Origin of the sequence: Prevotella sp. AM23-5 (assembly GCF_003473645.1) — a bacterium.
GTDB lineage: Bacteria > Bacteroidota > Bacteroidia > Bacteroidales > Bacteroidaceae > Prevotella > Prevotella copri_A.
Genome location: NZ_QUCG01000067.1, coordinates 1 through 19,279, shown reverse-complemented (window position 1 = coordinate 19,279; position 19,279 = coordinate 1). Strand labels below are relative to the sequence as shown.

The window sequence follows — 19,279 nt, the reverse complement described above, 5'->3', positions numbered from 1 at the left end:
ATCAGGAATAACAAGACTATTCAAAGATTCGCAACCCATAAATGCATCATCCCCAATGCTGGTAACACTCTCTGGAATAACAACGCTACGCAAAGAAGAGCAACACATAAATGCACTGTTTCCAATGCTTGTAACACTATCGGGGATAACAAGACTACGCAAAGACCAGCGATCCAAAAACGCCTCTTCACATATTATCCTTACACCCTCTTTAATAGAATAAGTACCATTAAGTTCGTAAGGAACTTTCAATAATTTTCTTCCATCTTTGCTGTATTTTACGCCAAATTCATCTGGAATGGCCTCGTTCAACTCTTCCTCCGTAACTTTTGTGGACATATCAAGATTATCACTAACATCTTGATTTGCCTTTACATATTCTGATATTGTTGAATACTGCATAGCTTATACTTTTTATTAATTCATTTCATTCTGTCGTATGAATATACGACATGGCAAAAGTACGAATAAAATATGAAAAATCCACTTCTTTTGAAGATTTTTTTAATAAATATCACCAGCTTATTTGTTCTTTAAGCACATTCTCTTTATCGTCTTCGTTTTCTTCTTGATTTATCGATGAGGAACGAACTCTCACACGCCTCAATAAGCTTGATAAACTTGCTGTAGCCATAGTCTTTTACATCAAAGTTTGGCTGTTTGATGAGAATCCTGCTGGAAAGACCGCTAAGCTGTGCCCAACCTTCATTATCTGCAGCTTCATCTACCACTTCTTTTAGTAAGGCTATGAATTTTTTGCTTCTTTACGTACTTTGGCAAATTCTTCTTGAACTTGTTTCTCCATTTCCTTTTTTCTCTGAACCATATCACGAAGTACAGCTATTGCTTCTTCACGACTTTTTATTTTTAATGCCATATTATATCCTTTCTTTAAAAATTCTTTTGGCAAAGATACAAATAATAAATGATTATGTAACACATTCAATCTGCATTTATATCTATGCGCTTTTGAATGTGTTACACTATCTATATTATCATGTTTTAATGAATGAAATATCACGGAATCATAATATTTGTCTACACCAAGCCAGTAAGGTATCTATATTATCACGGTTTACTGAATAAAATATCACGAAATCATGATATTCGTCTACATCATGCCAGGATGGTACCAGCTACGAGGAGGATTGTACAAACTGCCATCGTTAAGAAAATCGGAATCTTCACATCCAGAAGGTTCTTTGCCCGGTCAAGCACCAGGCAAGCCCCAACAAGTGCGGTGAATCCGGCTAAAATGAAGCAAATTTCACTCATTTCCGTTCTTACTTAAAACCTGGCTATTTCGAATGATCATGCAGCCAAGCCTTCTGGCCATAGCTAAGATGGTCCCAGTTGGTTCTTGGCTTTCTTCTCTTACCACCACCAAGTACTGCCTTCGTTGTTCCCTTTCCTAGAAAGCCGAACAACAGCAATAAAAACAATATTTCCATAATCCTATGATTTTACTTTGTTACACTAAATGTTCCAAAAGGAATCTCCTGTGCAGAAGCTACTGCCATATAGATGATTCCATACTCTCCTGGTTCAAGCTCTGAAGCCGGAATGGTGAGCAGATAACTCTGGTTGCCATACTTGTGTCCAGAGAAGGAGAGATATCCCTTTTTCTGTGCATCAGAGCTTCCGAGCACCGCAGGCTGAAGTGTCAGCCACTGTATTCTTCTGTCCTTCTTAGAAGCCTTGAAACGCACGATGCGGTAGATGCCCATCGGGTCATAATCATTCTTCTCAACCTTGATGAGCAGTCGGATATCCTTTCCGTCCTTTTTGATAGAATGAGCAGACTTGCCTCCAGCAAAAGCAATATCCATTCCTTCCACTCCAGCCAAAGTGTTCACTGCATCTGCAGCAAGCCCCACACCGGCAGCCGTACCCATCACTCTTACACCAGTCTCCAGTCCAGCCATGCTACCTGTACTTAGACCTACCATGCCACCTGCAAAACCGAGGTCACTTACAGCACCTGCAATCTTGGAGAACTTAGAGAACTTGTTCTGGTGTTTTTCTACCTTGCCGTTTTCCTTTGGAAGAACGACGTATGTAGAATCGCTAGTGAGCATACAATAACTACCAATGAACTCTGGCTCTGGAGCCGTTACCTGTTGTGCATTTGAAGAAGCTGCTAGTGCCAATGCAGCGATAGAAAAGAAAAGTTTCTTCATATTTTTAAATCCTGTGCCTGGCTCCTGACAACGTTTCATTTACTATTAATTGTAAGGTTAGCGGAAAGGGGTGGAACCAAACCGAATCATCTGCACTCATAGGCCTTCGCATTGCCATTCCGCCAGAATCTTCAGTTGGTCCACCCCCAGTTGTGTGTATATATACGAAATCTTTCACGGCCAAGGTTTCTCGGTCGTGAAAGAGGTACAATCCACCCTATGGGGCATCCCTGTAAGATTATCGAGCGGATGAGTTTGCGAAGTTCATGAGTGTCGACTTTACAGTTACGCCTTAACGCTGTTGTACGTATTGATGCTTTCGCATCACGTTTGCAAAGATACGAAAAAATGCTGTATTAGCCAAACTTTTCATGGCTTATTTTCTTTTCAGAAAAGCTCGTTTTTTTGATTCTTTTGACAAACTTTCGTTTTTTGCGTATATCTCTATGATAAATAATATTCTTTTCCTCTTTACGCGCGCGATGATATTCTTTTTACACGAAAAATGAGTATTTGGATCCCTTTCCCTTATCTCCAACCTACCATATAGCTGCTATATGGTAGGTTTTTCTTTTCGAAAAAGATTAAAAACAATATAAAACCCTCGATACCAAGGTACCGAGGGCAAGCCTATCTGTCACGTCCTGTCTCAGTAATGAGGCAAACACGAACTTAATCGCACACAACAACGATAGGCTTCCGCTGAGAACGTCCAGCCTCAGTGAAGAGACAAAAACTAACTTAATAGCACATAACAACAGCGGTTATTCTTTACGTTCCTTTCAAAGAGAAACTTACTTTGCGAAAGGTCCTTTTCCTCCATGCTCTTTTAGATATTTTCGTGAACGTTCCATCATTCTGTCAATATCCTCAAAAGAAAAGGCTAATCTTCTCCTTTGCGGATTTCTCTCATTCTCTTCCGCCTCACGAACAAAACGTTCTGCGTCTTCACCTGTCAATACAGGTGTTCTTCTTATTTCTAATGCCATAGTCTCTTTATCTAGTACGTTAAAGGTTGTCTATCCACTTTTGGCCAGACTTCGTATTGAACCAAATTGCCATGCCCAGCCCGATTGCCAGGGCGATGGAAAAGATAAATGTAAGTAACTCCATAATTGCTTCATTTTAATATTGTTATTGCCGACAAAGGTACAAAGAATACGTGAGATAGCCAAACTTTTTAAGGAAATCATGCAGGCTTGTAGTCCTTGCACTGAAGGGCTATAGAGCATGTCGCACATGTTGTGTCGCATGCCGCTATATCCGTTACCGTGTAGGCTCCAGTCTTGCGACTTCCTGCACGTTTGATCAATCCGGCAGAAGTGAGACTGGCAAGTCCGTAAGCGGCTGTTCTTTGAGAATAGTCAAGTTCTGATACTATATCTTGAAGTTGCTTGCCGTTCTTGGATTCACGTATTTTCCAGAACACTTCCTGTGCTTTTGGCGGTTGTGCCATGAGGCGTTGGCGTATATCCTCATTGAGTACAGTAGATTTTTCTGCTAGTTCTACAGCTCGTTTCTCACGAAACTCCTGACGTGCCAGGAAGGCAGCTTTTCGTGCAGCCTTTTCTTCGTTAGGAAGTTGTTTATAGCCACCTTTTCTTAACGTGCAGTTTTCTTGCAGGTTATTTTGCGCAGAGTTTTTAGCATCTTCCTCAACCATATTCTTTCCTGTTAAAGCTACCGTTGCTGGTAGTTCTTCGGGAGTGAAGAAAATAGTCTTTGCATCTTTGAAGGCGTAGTTATAGACTGCATTCTGTAATACCAGGTTCTGCTTTTCAATGCTAACTTCTGAGCGTTGCGGATGAGAGTATAATTCGCCCGTTTCGAGACCTAATACACCTATTTTCGATAGTGTCTCTGGGTGTTCGTTGTTCACCTCGACTATTTTTTCAAACGCATATTGAGTGAGATCATCAGGTACGGCAATGAAGAAGAAATCTGTCCAGCCAACATACTTCCATAGTTTCTCGTCACGCATCAGGTCTTCTTTAAACTCTTTTATTTCTAGAGCAATGGTAAAACAATGCCCTTGATTAAGAGCTCGATAACCTGGTTTAATGAATAGTATAACATCAGGAATTACCTGTAGCTTTTTGTCGAGTCCAATGCGTGTCTTTTCGCCTGTTGATTCACGTAAACGGAACTCTTCGAATATCTTATATTCCAAATATTCTACAGGAATGCGTTCTGTCCAGGGATAGGCATGCAAGCACATGTCTTTAACAAATGCTTGTATCTTCTTGCCTTTTAATAAGTTCTTTAATTCTGCATGAGCTTTCATACAAACTCCTTTCTTTATGTTTTATATTTGATTTATAATTTTGTCGCAAAGATACTAAAAAACATTTAATTTGCAAAATATCTGCATATTATTTTTCGGGCGTTAGATGTATTTAACTTGCAAACATCTTGCAAGTTATTGTCTGGCATTTTGAAATTATAAATGAAATAGCAAAAGTTTTGCTTTTAATATGTAAAATATAATAATCTGATATTCGTGTTTCCAGTAGCTTGGTTTAAAAGAGTGTTTTACTTAAAAAATACGTATAAAGGTGCCCTTAGTATACCTTCATACGTATTTTTCTGAGTAAAACCCGGTTGGTTGAAAATATGATATAAGTAGGTGATTTCGTAAAAATGTTAATAAAAAATACTTGTATAATAGAAACAATTTACCGAGTTGTATATATTGTGTCTGCAAGATGATCATATCGAAGAAGTTGCGAAGACGTGCCAGCTGTTATCGTTGTCTCTTCTTTGGATGTAACCTTTTTCTATCATGGCTCGCAATTGCTTTTTCACTGCTGTAACAACAATATCTGCTTCTTTACTTAACTCTTCTGTTGTTATGTATGGATTTTCTTGCATGGCATGAAGTAATTTATTACTGGATTCACTTCTGAACACAATTTTACTTCCGTCATACCACCATACTTTTTCAGATGTTTCTGTTGCGAAATCTATGTAGTATTTCAATTCCTTTTCAACAAGTCCATTAAAATATTTAGCAAAACGTTTAATTTGTGAGATTTTGGCATGTGCTCCTGCAGAAGGTGTAGGACCTACTACAACGTCTGTTTCATGTAAGGCATCTATATATTTGTTCTTGTTTTTGTTTCTGACAACAACCATTGGCCAATTATGGCGTGCAAGGATGTAGTTTACCATTAGTCTGGCAACTCGACCATTGCCATCCTCAAATGGATGAATTCGTATATAGCGGTAATGGAATAGCGACGCTAGTTCAACGGGAGTTAGAACTCCTGAAGCTTCTTCCTTGTTAAACCAAGTCACGAGATCAGACATTAGAGCAGGAGTTTCTTCTGGTGATGCGTACTCAAAATAATCTCCGTAGCGAGTCCTTACACTGTTTGGTCGGGTCTTGTATCGTCCTGCATGAACAGTATAGCTTGTTTGTATTCCACCTGGTAGTTGGTTATGTACTTCATAGTCCTCACGAAGTAATGTTTTGTGAAGTTGACGTATAAAGGTTTCTGTAAGTGGCATATTCAAGTTTTTGGCCTCTTCTTCTATCATTTTCAAGCTAACTTGACTTGCTTTCATGTCATTAAAATCTTTTAAGTCTCCCTCTCCGCTAACTTTCCCAAACAATAATAATAACTCAGTTTGGCCATACGTTAAAGTATTTCCTTCGATATGATTGCTATTGTAGTTATAATCAACCGTAAAGCGTTGACTCAAAAGATATTGCTTCCTTTCTGGTAGAGGTTGCAATGATTGCCATTTTTGATATAATATATCTATTTTGTTCATTTGTTCAATTTTATAGTTTAACCATGTTTTGGTCTCTCACTTCTTCTTGCAGATATGTGGCTTTCTTGTTGGTTCTATGCCTTCAATGCGCAAAAATCTGTAAATAGAAGATTTCGATTTTATACCTAGCTGTTTTTGGATTTCATCTATGGTCATGCCGTTCTTGTAAAGGGATACTGTAGCCTTGGCTTTTGTATGTCGCTTTAGCTTTGGCCTTCCCATTTTCTTGCCCTTTGCCATGGCTGCTTTGCGTCCGGCTTGGGTGCGCTCAACGATAAGGTCACGTTCAAATTCTGCAAGACTTGCGAAGATATGCATCATTAATTTGCCAGATGTGGATGACGTATCGATATTGTCTTTAAGAGATTGTATCGATACTCCTTTTTCGTGCAACTCTGAAATGATGTTTAGTAAATCTCTTAAAGAACGTCCTAGACGGTCGAATTTATACACGACTAGTATATCTCCCTTTCGAAGGTATTTAATCGCTTCTGCTAGCTCTAAACGAGCTTTTATGCCGCTTTTGTGCTCGGAATACACCTTCTCGCAACCAGCTTTTTCTAATTCTGCCAATTGTAAGTCCAAATTCTGGTCTTTTGTGGAGACCCTTGCATATCCGATTTTTGCCATATCTATATTTCTATTTAATTTCGATTGCAAAGATACAAAAAATCGAAATAACTACCAAGCTTTTTAGCAGTTATTTCGATATTATTTTGTAGTTCGATTATATTTTAATTTAATCGAACCTAAATGACGTGCAAAAACATTGCATGTTATTAGGGTGCATTATATGAGTTCCAAAGTACCTTCGTCTTTTGCTGATGTAAGCGATGTTACTTTGACTTTTGCATCCTTGTATTTACCGGATATGCTTGTTCTAATAAACTTATACATAACGAAGTCCTTACATGGTATATCTCCAATTTTACAATTTTTCTGACACTCTCCATTATATTCATCAAAATTGCTGCAAACTATACAAAGGCATACTTTTCTGTTTTCTTCCAAACATTTAAGAACGGCAAACTCTTCAGCCTCTCTATCATTATCGAATTTTGATATGAATTCGATTTTACAAGTTGCATAGGTCGGATGCCTATTGTATTTTTCTCTTGAAACCTCTGCAGGTTCTTGCCAAATGCGGTGGAGTGTTCTTTGGTACCCCCATGCTTTGGTATGGACCACAGTTTGCAACCCCCTTTTTGTTCATCCACGTAAGGTTTGACTTGCAATCAAAACAAGTGCGTTCAGAAGGGTCACGGAACGCCTCCAGTTCGTCATATCTCTCACGCTCCAGCCTGCGCTCTGCTGCTTCGAGAAGTCGCTGGTGTTCTTCTTTCCTTTGTACTAAGACATCCGGCTTGCATATACGGAATTGTCTTCCACTGTTCTCGATGAGTATAGGTGTCTTAGAATTTTTCGCCCTAACACCACAACAGTTTTTGAAGACAGGACACTTTTTGCACTCATTGTAGTCCACTACTCGAATGTTCTTGCCTGCCCTGGTATATCTTTCCTCAATCTCTCCAAAATAGTTCTCGTTGTTCACCCATTTTCTGTTTTCTTTGGAGTTTAGCAAGAAATCGGAGAGAGTTTCCAGTTTTTGGTCGGACAGGTCTATTTCTAAGCAAGACAGGTTATTGTAGTCAATGGCCTTGTTATGCTGCACCTTGTACTTGAAAATGAGCTCTATGAGATATTGCTTGCCCTCCTTGGTCGTTGCGATGATGTCTGGCTGCTTGTCTTTGCGCTCATACCTGTCATCTATCTTCACGTCAACAAATTCAAGGTCTGTCTCCTTGAATATCCCATAATACGAAGGAACATGAATGCGTTTTCTCTCCGAAACGATTTGTTCGGCCAACTTGTACATGATGACCATATAGCAAATCTCCAAGGTCGCCTTTCGGGTCTCACTATGGTGAGCGAAATGGTGTGCCCTTTCCATTCCATGCCTTGCAAGCAGTTGCTCCTTGCAGTTAGGGCAAATGCAGTTACAGGCCAAGCCATAAGGTACATCGTCTATATATACCATCCTGCCTGTCCTATCCTGAGCCCATGAGAAAACGAAGTCTAATGCCATACTTATTTTCGTTTTTGTTATATAATCTATTTACTTATGAATCGAATATTCACAGATAAGGATGTCTGTTGCCGTTAGAATGGTGCATTGCATTACCAAATCCCTTGATGGATAACGCAAAGAGGCAGGATAACCTGACCGTATTCATGTGGCTTGTATGTGCCAACAAGCTTGTCGGCAATCGCCCAGATAAGGTTAGCCTTTTCCTGTATATTGACAGCGGTACGCTGTTGTAATTCCTGTGTACTCATATTTCATTTACTAATATTACAAACTTAGTTAAGTTTACTAATTTTACTAATTTATTTAACTTAACTAATATAACTAAGGTTACTAATTCTGTTATTCTTCCTCCTCTTCTTTAAGGTTCTCTTGCTCCTGCTCCTTTTCCTTGATATCTTCAATATTGCTTTCGCAAACATCGATGATGTCCTGGAGCTTTTGTTTGTCCTCGGTCTGGGCAAGTTTCTCTTCTGCCATAGCCTTGATTGCCTCGAACTCTTCTAGAGAGAACTCGTTATATATCCTCTTTCCCTTCTTGCGAGCAGAAATCGTTACTTCGTAGCCATCTTCGCAGCTCATACTAAAGGAAGTAATACCAGCATTGGAGTCCTTGCACATCTGTATTAAGCACTTTGCTACTCCTTCCTCATCCTTGGATGGAGCGCAATCTATCTTGTTTTTACTCTGTTTCATTGTCGTTTTACTTTAAATGTTAATATCTAACCACAGCCTCTTTCAAACCTCGTTTAGTTGTTGTGATGGCCTTGAAAGTGGGGCTGGTGGAGTTGAAAACTTACAAGCTGTTCTTAAGGCTTTCCGAACACGTTCATTTTTTGAAAAGAAGATAAAACTTTCCATAGAGCTATGTGTGTAGCCATTCCAATAATTTGCTTTATTGGAGTTGTTTCTAGATAATATCTTTCTTGCTAATCTTAGTTTCATTTGCTATATTGTTAATATCTAACTACAGCCACTTTTAAGCCTCGCTTTGTAGCCGTATCTATCATGTTCTTTGTTCCTCGGCTTTTGCCATCCCAGAAGGCAATGAGAGCATCGGCAACATCTGCCATCTGAGCGTTGCTAATCGGTCCTGCTGCTCTTCCATGGGCTTTCCAGTCTGCCGGGTATGTCTCCAGCTGCAAGCCTCGCTCTTCGGCATATCTCTCGCCCAAGGCATCGGCACCAGAGGCATGACCGGAGACGATCACGATATTTTCCGGCTTCTTATTCTGGAGATAGAAGTCACACTTCTCCTTCAGCAGTTCGTAATCTGCGAAATCTCGGCATCCTGCAACGATGACTTTGTACTTTGAGACTGAATCTATTATCAGCCTGTTAGCTGCATCTACTTCTGCTTGACTCATATTATTTACTAAGTTTGTTAACCTTACAAAGTTACCTAAGTTAGTAATATTTGCTATTTTTCAAACAAACTCTTTGATTTTTGGAGTGTTACGGCTTTTTTACCATGCACGGCCTCGATTGCTTCAAGCCCCTTTTGTATCAACTGCTCAGCAGAAGAAGACTCTGTTATTCCAAAAAACTGCGATACAGCTTTAATTTGCTCTATCATCGTTTTAGGCAGCATATAGGTATGTCGTGTATATCCAACCTTGCAACCTGCAGCTGCACCTTTTACAGCTCTCTTCGAAGGTGCCTTTTCGGTTTTCTTCTCACCATGCAACTCCCCGATGCCACGATTAGAAGAATCTGGTGTAGTTCCCATGAGGTCACCAAATCCTTCGATACTTCCAAACTCGCTCATATCTTGTGTTGTTGTTTTCTTCTTGTTCATATCTTATTAAATTTATTAAGTGTGCTAACTTTATTAACCTTGTTAACTTTACTAAGTTTGCTAAGTTAGCAACATTTGTAATACATTTATCTAACTACCTCATATATAGTATTAAACGCACCTGTCGTTGCTGCTTCCTGGTATTGATCTTGTGCATAAAGCGTAGATAATCGCTGAATCGCAACGCCATCCTTTACACGGAATGTAACTACGCCAGCTTTGCTGAACATTTCCGTTGCAGAGTCCTGGAGTGCATACCTAACACCCATCTTGATGATGTTTGGCACATAGATTTTCTTCGCCTGTGGTGCTTCCTTCATCAATACTTTTGTGAAGGTGAATGTAGAATCGATCATAAAATCGTCGTACCTAAAAGGAATAACAGCTGCATCAGCAGCCTGAAAAACCTTCAGTAGGGCAGGGTCGTTCAGTGTTCCCGGACAGTCTATCAAGACATAGCCTGGAAGCGTTTTTGCTCGTTCTATGACGGCATCAGTACTCGCAGCTGCATCTAGAGTCCAAACCTCCCAAGGCTTAACTGCATCTTTAACTTTGGCCAGTTCTCGTTGGCGCAAGTTATAGATGTTGTGGGAAAGGTCTGCATCTAGCACAGCAACTTTCTGGTTCTTTGCTACGAGGAAGTGGGCAAAGTGACAACACAAAGTACTCTTGCCTACACCACCCTTCAGATTTGAAAATACAATGATCTTTGCCATATATTACTTGTTTTGTTATTATGCTGCAAATATACAAAGAATCTTGCATACCGCAAAGAAAGCTTTGTAAATTTAACTAAGTTTATACTTTTAGGTAACTTTGCTAACTTAGTAAAGTTAACAAATATTCCGCAAGTATATTTAGTATGCTATATTTCAATAGCATATAACTTATTGATTATCAGCCTATGAATATTATTCTTATTCTTGATTTAACGTATCATATTACCAAGAGATAGATTTACTTTTGTGCTACAGAATTTGCCCAGCTACTTGCCTTATAGTCGGCAATAAACCTATTTAGACTTTCTGTTTTGAGCTTTTTATCTTTCAAATGAGAGTCTTCTATTTCAGCTTCCGTTATCTCGCTTTTAGCAAGCAGACGTTCGAGAAGAATTGCTTGCGCAATAGTATCTTCGCTCCATCCCTGCTTACGTGATTTACGATCCTGTTCTATGAGATCATCCTTAGCAAAAGCAAGAATCTGACCTCGCTCTAATAAAGTATGTCGAGCAACACCTATGTTATTTAAGAGATAATACATAGTTGATATTTCTGCTTCCGAAAAAGAGGTGAGCTGCCCTTGCTTCTTGACTTCAACGGCTGCATCTTTAACAAGCTGCCAGCTATCATCAAGCGTCTTCAAGTCCTTCTCCTTTGTAGCTTTTTCTTCCAAGAACTTATGCTCCTTTTCGGCTTTTTCTCTTGCAGCATAATCAGCTTGCAACATTTCATTTTTATATTCACGAAGAAATGTAATAATCATAGAAGCATTGATCTCACCATTTTTGTTGTTTTTCTTGTTCTTTTCATAAAGAGTCTCTAGCGCAGTTCTCAACTGTTCTAGCGGAAACTTCATTTCTTTGACTGCAAGATCAACTTCAGTGATAATATTGTTCAATCTTGATATATTTTTGTTGTTTTTCTTTGTGAACAAGAGATACTTAACATCTTCTGTTACAGGTGTTTCTACTATATCTTCATTCGTAGAAATACTGTTATTATTAGACACAGAAGGTGCTGCCACGTTTTTTGAATTTGTGACATTATCATTCTTTGTGTCTTTTCTTACGAATGTTTCAATAGCTTTTGTAACTTTCTTCGCTGCTTCTTTCAAAGCAGGATAGAACAGCAACTTCACTCTTGTAGCAACGCTCTGGAAAGCATCAAAGACAACCAATTTCAATTCCTTCAACTTGTTCAAAACATTGCGCACAGTCTCTATGCAACAACCACAAAATGCCGCTATTTCTCCTAGCGTACCGATAAGTTCGCCACGATGTGCATTCGTGTTTGCCAACAGGGAGATTTCATCTTTATGAGACGCATGAAGCGTTAGATACATATATATATTAGTTAGAAACTTACATCTATTCTTATATATACGTTCTATTTTAACTCCTTCCGGGATTTGCATCTGGACATAATTTGTTCCAGGAGACGGATTTACAGCTGGGATAGTGACGATGTTCTGCTTGATCTTATCATTGTATTCAAGCTGAATCAAACCATTTCTCAGGAGCGTTTTCAGGTATCCTTTAGCTTTGTCTATTGAACACTTGAATACTTTTGCAATATACTGTTTAGATGCAACAGTCTGACCAGCAGACAACAACACACCTCGATACGTCTCATTCTTTATGCTTTTTGCATAGAGCATGAGATATGTATTCATTGCTGCAGTATTACTAAAGCAACGACACTCGTCTGCACCTTCGATTATATTAATGAACATAAGCAAACCCTCCCAGTACAGCCAAAATGATAGTAGAGCAATACAACATAGCTGTACTGCTTATGATATTGTCTATCACCTTACTTGCTTCTTTGCGGTGATGTGGTACTATACTTCGCACATTCACCAGTTTAAACTCTGTCATATCTATTTTATATTATATTTATTTTAAGCGGAGGCAAAGGTAACTATTTTTTTTCAAATACCAACAAAAAAAAGAATAAATTTTCAAATTTAACACTTTAAAGAGCTTTTGGCTGATTATTGTGTCTGATTTTGTTAAAATTCAGATTCCTTTTCGTTTTCATACAGATCTTTGCATTCTCCTGTATTTATAATTTTGCAAAGGTACAAAAACATTTGAAAGGCAAAAGCATAAATTCGATATACCTTTGAAATTAACATTTGCAAAACCTATGAGTGAGGAAGGGGGGAAAAAAATAATGAGCTATCTTCACAGATAACCCATTACAGTGCTTAAAATAAATAAAATTCTCTTAAGCACTGTAATATCAGTGCGTCAGAGGACAGTGCTTAAACCTTTCGGATTTGCGCTGCAAAGATACGCTTTTTTTCTGAATCAAACAAGTTAAAAGCGAAAAAACTGCTGTTTTTTAACATTTGCTTATCATATTTCCGTGAATATTGCTATAAATATTACTCACAATACGTAAATATAGTAATATAGCTATACGATAATATAGCTATACGATAATATAGCTATAAAAAACAGATGGAAAAGCAGATAAAAAGTAGATTTTCAACTATTCATATATGTTTTTAAGAATAAGATATTTATATACTCTGCTAGGTGTAAAAGTGGCGAAAAAGTAGGAAGAATTTACATATAAATATTCCATACGTTTTTGGCGTATAATATTTCTACTTTATTCTGTTTTTCATCCCGTCAGGTTTAAAAACTGTCGTGAACTATCCTTAGCGCAGTGAACTGCACATTTCCTTGAAGAATATCAGATAAAAAATAGAAGTTAAGTAGAAGAAAGTTAGAAGAAGATTAGATTAATAAAAAGCTAATAAGTATCTTATATACAAAGTGTTTCCATTATGAAGAAAGAAATATGGAACTCTATTAGACCCCTTTTTGCCCTAAAATTACCTTTTATTTAGCACACTGCTATAATAATATATACAATAAACAAAGAAACAATCAACAACAACATGGGGGTGATGGTGATTTTTGATGTTTTTTCAGAGAAATCGATGATTTTTGACTTGTAGGGGCGGGGGGACAAGCCCCCCCCCTGATCCTCATTCTTGCTTCTGGGTGGCTATAGCTTGCTTGTTCGTTGATGAGTGTGCGCTGACTTTCTGATAACGTGCAAGAAGCAGACCGTTTTTGCGCGTGTCAAATCTTTTTACTTTTATGCTTTTTGAGAGATAGTACTCTACTATTATAGTCAAAACGGACATATAGGTTTGGTTGTACCTATTGACGATAGAGAAGAGACCGGGAACTAGCGTTACTAGTCTTTCTGCTGAAGGTTTATCTTGAAGATCTTCTTCACTTTTGCAACTGTTCCTGGTGCCACGTCACAAAGCTTTGCGACTTTGACGATGCTCAAACCTGCTTTGAGTTCTTTGATTACTTGCTTGTATTCTTGCTCCAGCTGCTCTGTTGTTTTGGTGCTTCCTTTCTTCCTGCCAACCTTGCCTCCCTTTGCTCGGTAGTTATTATAACCGGATTTGAGGCGTTCCTTGATGGCTGTTCTTTCGTTCTCAGCAAACTTGCTGAACATAGCAAAGAGCATCGTGAAAAGAGTATTCTCGCTGCCATCTTTGTTAAACATACTTAGGTTTTCTCGCAAGAAGTAAACGTTCAAGTGGTGGTCATGAAAGAACTTTGCCAGCTCGGTCATTTCCCAGACATCACGTCCCAATCTTGACACTTCCGACATTAAAACACAATTTACGTTTTTATTTACAACCGTGCAGTAGCTCAAACATTCCTGTAAGTAACGTCTTTCAGAGTTCGGTTTTGCTCCACTCTGATAGTCCTGAAAGACATTTGCAATTTCTATGTTATATTCCTTTGCAAATTCGGTCAGTTCTTTAACTTGTCGGTCTGTGTCCTGCTTACCAGTTGATGTTGACACTCTTGCGTATATTACTGCTACCATAATCGTTTTATTATAAATTAATCCAAAGGATTTCTTTGTATTGTTTTATACCAAGAAAATACAAAGGTACAAAGATTTTTTTGTATTGCCAATTTTCTTGTGTTATTTTTCTCAAAAAGACGAGGTCTTCTGTTTCCGCTTCAACTTGAAGTGTTATTTTGGCATTTCAAGTTTTTCAAGCTCTTCCTGTTTCCCCCTTCTCTATTCCTGTTTCTTTCTATCTATCTCTTCTGGTCTTTCAGACGAGTTCTAACGAAGAAGTAACAACAAGTCTTAAAACGAAGCTCGCTATCTTTAATGATGCTTAAATGTTCGCTTTATTTAGAGAGCTTTCTTTGCTGATACAGAGTATTTTACTATCTTTGTAGTGAGTTTTACTAGAGCGGTGTAATGTACTTATATTGCAAGTATAACTTTCACCCGCCATTTTTCTTGCTTCGCAGAAATGGCTAGGTGAAAATACTTGATGCTCGCAAGCTCGCATTTGATCATACAAAAGACAAAGAATTATGGAAGAAAAAGAAACAAGATATAAGTGCAATGGAAAGGCGTTGCTTAATGCCTTGGAGCCAGACAAGGGCTTCTATTACAAGCGCATCAACAGGGATAGAAGCGTCTCAAAGAAGTATTCTTTCGAGGCAATTCAAGTCTTTGACATGACGGTTTCCGGTGGTCCAGACAAGTTCTATCTACATGCTAATATAGCAGAGAGCGGAGCTACTTGTATGCTGAGACAAAGCTATGAAATCTCCGAAGAGGACTATAAGAAGTTTCAGTTGAACAAGAGAGGTAAGTACAGACTTGACTTGTTGACAAAAGCTTCAGGTGGCTTGATAGTGAGAAGGAAGGAAACCGCCTCTAAGCGCATCGATATGCGAGTAAGGACAAGTACTTATGAGCAGCTATCTGCTTCTGCTAAGAAGTGCAATATGTCTGTTACTGAATATTGCAGAAAGGTCTGTGAAGAAGGAAAAGTGGTGGCTGCTTTTACTGATAGTGAAATAGAGCTTATGACTAATATTAGACAATTAAGTTCTCATCTAAGTCATTATGCAGCATTCTTAAAGAATGGTATCTTTCAAGAAATGTCGAAAAGGGATCGACTTGAATACCTGGCAACAGGAGAGTCTTTACAAGACTACAGACGCGAAATTAAACAAGTCGTTACCTTCCTGCATAAGTTCGTTAAACTGCAAAAAACATGATTATAAAGATAACAACAATAGGTAGTGCTCATGCCGGAAACGCCATCAACTATGCTATGAATAAAGAGAAAAAAGAGCGTGGTGGAGAAAAACCTCTTAAGCCCGGTGAGCAACCTTTCATTTTAGCGGCACGTGGCATCAGCACGGAAAACCTCATAGCAGAAGAACCTGACGCTAACGATGTGTGGCTATCGATGAAGCTTCATCAAGCGAAATCAAAGCATCGCATAAAAGATGGTTTCTTTCGTGTCGAAATCTGCCCGGCAAAAGAAGAGTACCAGGGCTGGAGTCCGGCAGACTGGAAAAAGATGCTTGATGATGCCATCCGGGTTCTGGACTCAACGAACTTCAAAAACAAAAAAGGGAAGGTCGTAGGCAAGCATACAGATTTTGCGCACTCGCAGTGGGTGGCCGCAATACATCGTGATACAGACAACTGGCATATTCATCTTATCGTGAACCGTATTACAATGAAAGATGAACTGCAAGATGCAAATAGAATCCGTGAACGTGGCATGATGGCAGCGAACACGCTTTCTATTGAAAGAGGATGGACTAAGGCAGAGGATAAGCAGGGTAGAAGAAAGACTGCTATTCATAACGATGCTATCAACATTCTTCGCAACATGAGGGTGTTTGATCTAGAAGAATACTTTAAACTTATGAGGCTGAAAGGTTGGATCATAGAGGCAAAGTATGATTCAAAGGGTATCTGCAGAGGTTATTCAATCGGTGAGCAGTTATATAAGAAATGTGGGGGAGAGTCTAGTGTTGTTATGTATCAATCCTCAAAAATCGGTTTCAGCCGCGATTTGATGGTATCTAAGCTTCCGAGAACCTGGAAGAAGCTGCATTTTCTTCTTGAGCAGGAGAAGAGGAGGGAGAAGGACAATAGTCTTTCTAAACCTACAGAAGGAATTTCTAAGAGCAAAAATAACACGCAAGAAAATTGCAAGTTAAATACTCCTGGAAAGCAGAAAACTCAGACTTCAAGTATTCATACAGTAAGTGCTCATACGGCAAGCGTTCAGGCTGCAAAGGCTGTGCGTGTGCCTCAATGGAAATGTTCTACTTATCGATGTAAGGAGAACTGGGATGATGAAGGTACACAGAATGTGCGCATTCCTGATGCTGCTTTTGCTATCATCGATGAGCTGGTGAAGCCGCTCGATAGGCTAGAATATTGGGATAGAGACGAAAACCTTCCTGCGAAGGCGCAAATTGTTGCTGTTGCAGTCTTCGAGTTCTGCACTGCAGCCGATGCACAAGCTGCTCCTGGAGGTGGTGGAGGAGGTTCCAACGACAATGATCTTCGCTGGGATGGTATGACCAAAAGCGACTTCGAGAAAATGGCAGAGATGGCGGTAAAGAACGCAATGAATAAGTGTACTAGTCATTTAACTAGAAGAAGAGGTAGAGGGTTTGGAAGATAAAGGTAAGAGCATTCATGTTTTGAAGACAGAGGTACAAGTGTCTGAACCTGAATGCTCTTGAAAAATAAAATATAGTGTTAAATATGTAAATTGTGAAATGTAAATTATGAATATAAACGGAAATATAGAAGACAAGAACTTCGAATCAGCAGACGATTGGGGAGATGCTTTTGATTCTGTTACAGAATCGAAGGTTGCAGCAGAACCTGTATATCAAATGCGCAGTAATGAGACTCCAAAACGCAGTTTTGAAGAAACGAGATTTCAAGAAAGCATCGACAAGCTTTCTCAGATAGAAAGCATTATTTCACAGGTCGAAAAGCTTCAGAGAAGACTTGAATTTGCTAATTCTAACTTGAAAAGTGAATCTGTTAGCACTCAAAGAATAACAGAAGATCTTCTTAGTACTGTACCTTCTGTCCGCAAGATTGGTTATGAATTGAAGACAATAACAGAAGCCATCAAGGGACAGCTAACTAATGTTGAGTTAAGTGTCTCAGAAAGATCTTACGAAACAACAAAATGGAGACTGGAAGCTACAGCCGAAGCTGCTTTTTGTGAAGGTATAAAAAAGTGCTCAGAAAAAGCGCATGTCGCTATCAGTGATAGCGTTAGATTCGCAATGAGCGGTGTAGATGAAAAGTTGAACGCTTTTAAAGAAAGCTTCAACGCAGACCTCGCAAAATATGACCAGGAGATAAAGGGAAGAAAACAAGAACTTGAAAATATCGAAGAGAAGGTAAAAGGCAAGTTCTTAACAGATGCTCAGTTTTATTACATGATTGTGGGCTATTTGCTGTTTCTTTCGGCTGCTGTGGTCGGATTCTCCAGATCGGTTGCTCCAGGCAAGGCTCCTGTTTGGATTGGAGTATTAGTCGCTTCTGCCATTGTAGCAAATCTTCTGTGGTATGCTTTAAAGTTCGCCTGGAAGGGCGTAAGATGGTTGTGGAGACGTATTCCTGGTAATGATGATTGAAAGGTTCATGCGACAAAATTATAAAGAGGATAGATAAAGTTATGGAAAAAATGAATGACGATATACCTTTTGAGCATCAGATGATGTTCATCGTTAAGGACTACGACCGCAAGGTTGAAGAAAACATGGAGCTTCGTAAGGAAGTGGAAGAACTTTCTGCAGCCCTGGAAAAGCAGGGAGTTCAACTGCATGATGCGAAAGTTGATTTGAAAAATGAAATTAAAAAGGAAGAGGAGGCGGAAAAGGCTCTGAAAAAGAAACCAACATTCGATGAGAAAGTTCTTCAGAAGCAAATGACAGATTTGAAGAAGAAAAACAAAATACTGTCCAAGCAAGTTAATCAACTTCACAGAACTCTACAGTATGTACGTAACAGAACGTGGACGTTGTTGGAAGAGAATTTTATTCCGGAGTTGGAAAAACTGGAATTGCAAATGAGGGAAACTTTGGAGAAATATGAAGAAATGGCTTGGGATCTTCATCAGAAATGAGTATCTTTGCAGCCAAGTAAACGCAGGCGTTCACAGAACTTATTCTATGTTCGTCAAACTTCTTGAAAAATCGCCAAACAAGAGGGTAGAGGTGGAGGGTGTTCTCCACCTCTTATATTATATATGGAAAAGGAGAAGGCAAAGGAGGTTGTCGTAGGGGAAGGACTTCCTATTTATGATGGTATCTATTTTTGCCTGTATCTCTTTTCCGTCGTAATAATCTAAAAAGTTTCCTCAAATATTTCTTCTCCAAAACGGGAGATTAATTCTTGTTCAATATCGATTGGAAAATTGCAATGCCTAAATGCGCTATCCCCGATGCTGGTTACGCTATCTGGAATAACTATGTCTGTCAAAGATTTGCAACCCCTAAATGCGCTATCCCCGATGCGGGTAACGCTGTCTGGGATAACGAGGCTATTCAAAGACGAACAACCCCAAAAAGCACCGCGTCCAATACTAGTTACACTATCAGGAATAACAAGACTATTCAAAGATTCGCAACCCATAAATGCATCATCCCCAATGCTGGTAACACTCTCTGGAATAACAACGCTACGCAAAGAAGAGCAATCCAAAAATGTTCTTTCCTCAATACTAGTTATGCCATCAGGGATGGCTATGTTAGTTAAAGAATTACAACCCCAAAATGCCCTCTCCCCAATGCTAGTGATGCTATTAGGAATAACAATATTAGTCAAAGAATAGCAACCCCTAAATGCACTGTTTCCAATGCTTGTAACA

General features: G+C 39.0%; 22 protein-coding genes. 4 read left to right on the top strand and 18 right to left on the bottom strand.

Features of this window, described 5'->3' with window-relative positions; all coding sequences use genetic code 11:
- The 17 genes from DW657_RS13825 to DW657_RS13755 all read right to left on the bottom strand — a co-directional run.
- On the bottom strand, nucleotides 1-402 hold a 402-nt coding region (locus tag DW657_RS13825; protein WP_147381954.1), incomplete at its 3' end, for a leucine-rich repeat domain-containing protein.
- 146 nt (nucleotides 403-548) lie between these two features.
- A complete protein-coding gene (locus DW657_RS13820) occupies nucleotides 549-731 on the bottom strand; it encodes an OST-HTH/LOTUS domain-containing protein (RefSeq protein WP_158577384.1) in 183 nt (60 codons plus the stop codon).
- Nucleotides 732-745: 14 nt separating this feature from the next.
- Entirely contained in the window at nucleotides 746-877 is a 132-nt protein-coding gene (locus DW657_RS18620) for a hypothetical protein (RefSeq protein ID WP_255415918.1), read from the bottom strand.
- A gap of 239 nt (nucleotides 878-1,116) precedes the next feature.
- Entirely contained in the window at nucleotides 1,117-1,275 is a 159-nt protein-coding gene (locus tag DW657_RS17900) for a hypothetical protein (RefSeq protein ID WP_158577383.1), read from the bottom strand.
- Nucleotides 1,276-1,463: 188 nt separating this feature from the next.
- Nucleotides 1,464-2,180: a hypothetical protein gene (locus DW657_RS13815; protein WP_118313061.1), complete on the bottom strand. Its 717-nt coding sequence runs from the start codon at nucleotides 2,178-2,180 to the stop codon at nucleotides 1,464-1,466.
- 794 nt (nucleotides 2,181-2,974) lie between these two features.
- On the bottom strand, nucleotides 2,975-3,169 hold the full coding sequence (locus DW657_RS13810; protein ID WP_118313060.1) for a hypothetical protein: 195 nt from the start codon (nucleotides 3,167-3,169) through the stop codon (nucleotides 2,975-2,977).
- 200 nt (nucleotides 3,170-3,369) lie between these two features.
- Nucleotides 3,370-4,464, bottom strand: a complete 1,095-nt coding sequence (locus tag DW657_RS13805) for a winged helix DNA-binding protein (protein WP_118313059.1) — start codon at nucleotides 4,462-4,464, stop codon at nucleotides 3,370-3,372.
- A 425-nt stretch (nucleotides 4,465-4,889) separates the two neighbouring features.
- A complete protein-coding gene (locus DW657_RS13800; protein WP_118313058.1) occupies nucleotides 4,890-5,957 on the bottom strand; it encodes a Fic family protein in 1,068 nt (355 codons plus the stop codon).
- Nucleotides 5,958-5,993: 36 nt separating this feature from the next.
- A complete protein-coding gene (locus DW657_RS13795) occupies nucleotides 5,994-6,587 on the bottom strand; it encodes a recombinase family protein (RefSeq protein WP_118313057.1) in 594 nt (197 codons plus the stop codon).
- A 469-nt stretch (nucleotides 6,588-7,056) separates the two neighbouring features.
- Nucleotides 7,057-8,043, bottom strand: coding sequence for a hypothetical protein (locus DW657_RS13790; RefSeq protein WP_118313056.1), 987 nt, complete (start codon nucleotides 8,041-8,043; stop codon nucleotides 7,057-7,059).
- Between the two features lie 92 nt (nucleotides 8,044-8,135).
- On the bottom strand, nucleotides 8,136-8,294 hold the full coding sequence (locus tag DW657_RS13785) for a type I restriction-modification system subunit M N-terminal domain-containing protein (RefSeq protein WP_118081802.1): 159 nt from the start codon (nucleotides 8,292-8,294) through the stop codon (nucleotides 8,136-8,138).
- Between the two features lie 91 nt (nucleotides 8,295-8,385).
- Nucleotides 8,386-8,739: a hypothetical protein gene (locus tag DW657_RS13780; protein ID WP_118313055.1), complete on the bottom strand. Its 354-nt coding sequence runs from the start codon at nucleotides 8,737-8,739 to the stop codon at nucleotides 8,386-8,388.
- 260 nt (nucleotides 8,740-8,999) lie between these two features.
- Nucleotides 9,000-9,410, bottom strand: a complete 411-nt coding sequence (locus DW657_RS13775; protein ID WP_118313054.1) for a DUF2493 domain-containing protein — start codon at nucleotides 9,408-9,410, stop codon at nucleotides 9,000-9,002.
- 53 nt (nucleotides 9,411-9,463) lie between these two features.
- Nucleotides 9,464-9,841 carry a hypothetical protein gene (locus tag DW657_RS13770; protein ID WP_118313053.1) on the bottom strand — a complete coding sequence of 126 codons (378 nt, stop codon included), beginning with the start codon at nucleotides 9,839-9,841 and terminating at the stop codon, nucleotides 9,464-9,466.
- Nucleotides 9,842-9,927: 86 nt separating this feature from the next.
- On the bottom strand, nucleotides 9,928-10,557 hold the full coding sequence (locus DW657_RS13765; protein ID WP_118313052.1) for a ParA family protein: 630 nt from the start codon (nucleotides 10,555-10,557) through the stop codon (nucleotides 9,928-9,930).
- Nucleotides 10,558-10,798: 241 nt separating this feature from the next.
- The gene (locus DW657_RS13760) at nucleotides 10,799-12,232 is read right to left on the bottom strand and encodes a hypothetical protein (RefSeq protein WP_147381953.1); all 1,434 of its coding nucleotides are present in this window, start codon (nucleotides 12,230-12,232) and stop codon (nucleotides 10,799-10,801) included.
- Nucleotides 12,233-13,776: 1,544 nt separating this feature from the next.
- The gene (locus DW657_RS13755) at nucleotides 13,777-14,430 is read right to left on the bottom strand and encodes a recombinase family protein (RefSeq protein ID WP_118313050.1); all 654 of its coding nucleotides are present in this window, start codon (nucleotides 14,428-14,430) and stop codon (nucleotides 13,777-13,779) included.
- 509 nt (nucleotides 14,431-14,939) lie between these two features.
- Here DW657_RS13755 and DW657_RS13750 point away from each other — a divergent pair.
- The 4 genes from DW657_RS13750 (at nucleotide 14,940) to DW657_RS13735 (ending at nucleotide 18,535) form a co-directional block, all read left to right on the top strand.
- Nucleotides 14,940-15,635, top strand: a complete 696-nt coding sequence (locus tag DW657_RS13750; RefSeq protein ID WP_118313049.1) for a hypothetical protein — start codon at nucleotides 14,940-14,942, stop codon at nucleotides 15,633-15,635.
- Complete coding sequence (locus tag DW657_RS13745; protein WP_118313048.1) at nucleotides 15,632-17,068, top strand: relaxase/mobilization nuclease domain-containing protein; 1,437 nt, start codon at nucleotides 15,632-15,634, stop codon at nucleotides 17,066-17,068. The genes DW657_RS13750 and DW657_RS13745 overlap by 4 nt, the downstream gene beginning before the upstream one ends.
- A 106-nt stretch (nucleotides 17,069-17,174) precedes the next feature.
- Nucleotides 17,175-18,044 carry a hypothetical protein gene (locus DW657_RS13740; protein WP_118313047.1) on the top strand — a complete coding sequence of 290 codons (870 nt, stop codon included), beginning with the start codon at nucleotides 17,175-17,177 and terminating at the stop codon, nucleotides 18,042-18,044.
- Nucleotides 18,045-18,085: 41 nt separating this feature from the next.
- A complete protein-coding gene (locus DW657_RS13735) occupies nucleotides 18,086-18,535 on the top strand; it encodes a hypothetical protein (RefSeq protein WP_147381952.1) in 450 nt (149 codons plus the stop codon).
- 221 nt (nucleotides 18,536-18,756) lie between these two features.
- Here the strand turns inward: DW657_RS13735 and DW657_RS13730 are convergent.
- A partial coding sequence (locus DW657_RS13730) for a leucine-rich repeat domain-containing protein (protein WP_147381951.1) occupies nucleotides 18,757-19,279 on the bottom strand: 523 nt, incomplete at its 5' end.

Coding starts and splice junctions, on each gene's coding strand:
- DW657_RS18620 (WP_255415918.1), bottom strand. CDS start 877: ATGGCATTAAAAATAAAAAGTCGTGAAGAAGCAATAGCTGTACTTCGT.
- DW657_RS17900 (WP_158577383.1), bottom strand. CDS start 1,275: ATGAGTGAAATTTGCTTCATTTTAGCCGGATTCACCGCACTTGTTGGG.
- DW657_RS13815 (WP_118313061.1), bottom strand. CDS start 2,180: ATGAAGAAACTTTTCTTTTCTATCGCTGCATTGGCACTAGCAGCTTCT.
- DW657_RS13810 (WP_118313060.1), bottom strand. CDS start 3,169: ATGGCATTAGAAATAAGAAGAACACCTGTATTGACAGGTGAAGACGCA.
- DW657_RS13805 (WP_118313059.1), bottom strand. CDS start 4,464: ATGAAAGCTCATGCAGAATTAAAGAACTTATTAAAAGGCAAGAAGATA.
- DW657_RS13800 (WP_118313058.1), bottom strand. CDS start 5,957: ATGAACAAAATAGATATATTATATCAAAAATGGCAATCATTGCAACCT.
- DW657_RS13795 (WP_118313057.1), bottom strand. CDS start 6,587: ATGGCAAAAATCGGATATGCAAGGGTCTCCACAAAAGACCAGAATTTG.
- DW657_RS13790 (WP_118313056.1), bottom strand. CDS start 8,043: ATGGCATTAGACTTCGTTTTCTCATGGGCTCAGGATAGGACAGGCAGG.
- DW657_RS13785 (WP_118081802.1), bottom strand. CDS start 8,294: ATGAGTACACAGGAATTACAACAGCGTACCGCTGTCAATATACAGGAA.
- DW657_RS13780 (WP_118313055.1), bottom strand. CDS start 8,739: ATGAAACAGAGTAAAAACAAGATAGATTGCGCTCCATCCAAGGATGAG.
- DW657_RS13775 (WP_118313054.1), bottom strand. CDS start 9,410: ATGAGTCAAGCAGAAGTAGATGCAGCTAACAGGCTGATAATAGATTCA.
- DW657_RS13770 (WP_118313053.1), bottom strand. CDS start 9,841: ATGAACAAGAAGAAAACAACAACACAAGATATGAGCGAGTTTGGAAGT.
- DW657_RS13765 (WP_118313052.1), bottom strand. CDS start 10,557: ATGGCAAAGATCATTGTATTTTCAAATCTGAAGGGTGGTGTAGGCAAG.
- DW657_RS13760 (WP_147381953.1), bottom strand. CDS start 12,232: ATGAATACATATCTCATGCTCTATGCAAAAAGCATAAAGAATGAGACG.
- DW657_RS13755 (WP_118313050.1), bottom strand. CDS start 14,430: ATGGTAGCAGTAATATACGCAAGAGTGTCAACATCAACTGGTAAGCAG.
- DW657_RS13750 (WP_118313049.1), top strand. CDS start 14,940: ATGGAAGAAAAAGAAACAAGATATAAGTGCAATGGAAAGGCGTTGCTT.
- DW657_RS13745 (WP_118313048.1), top strand. CDS start 15,632: ATGATTATAAAGATAACAACAATAGGTAGTGCTCATGCCGGAAACGCC.
- DW657_RS13740 (WP_118313047.1), top strand. CDS start 17,175: ATGAATATAAACGGAAATATAGAAGACAAGAACTTCGAATCAGCAGAC.
- DW657_RS13735 (WP_147381952.1), top strand. CDS start 18,086: ATGGAAAAAATGAATGACGATATACCTTTTGAGCATCAGATGATGTTC.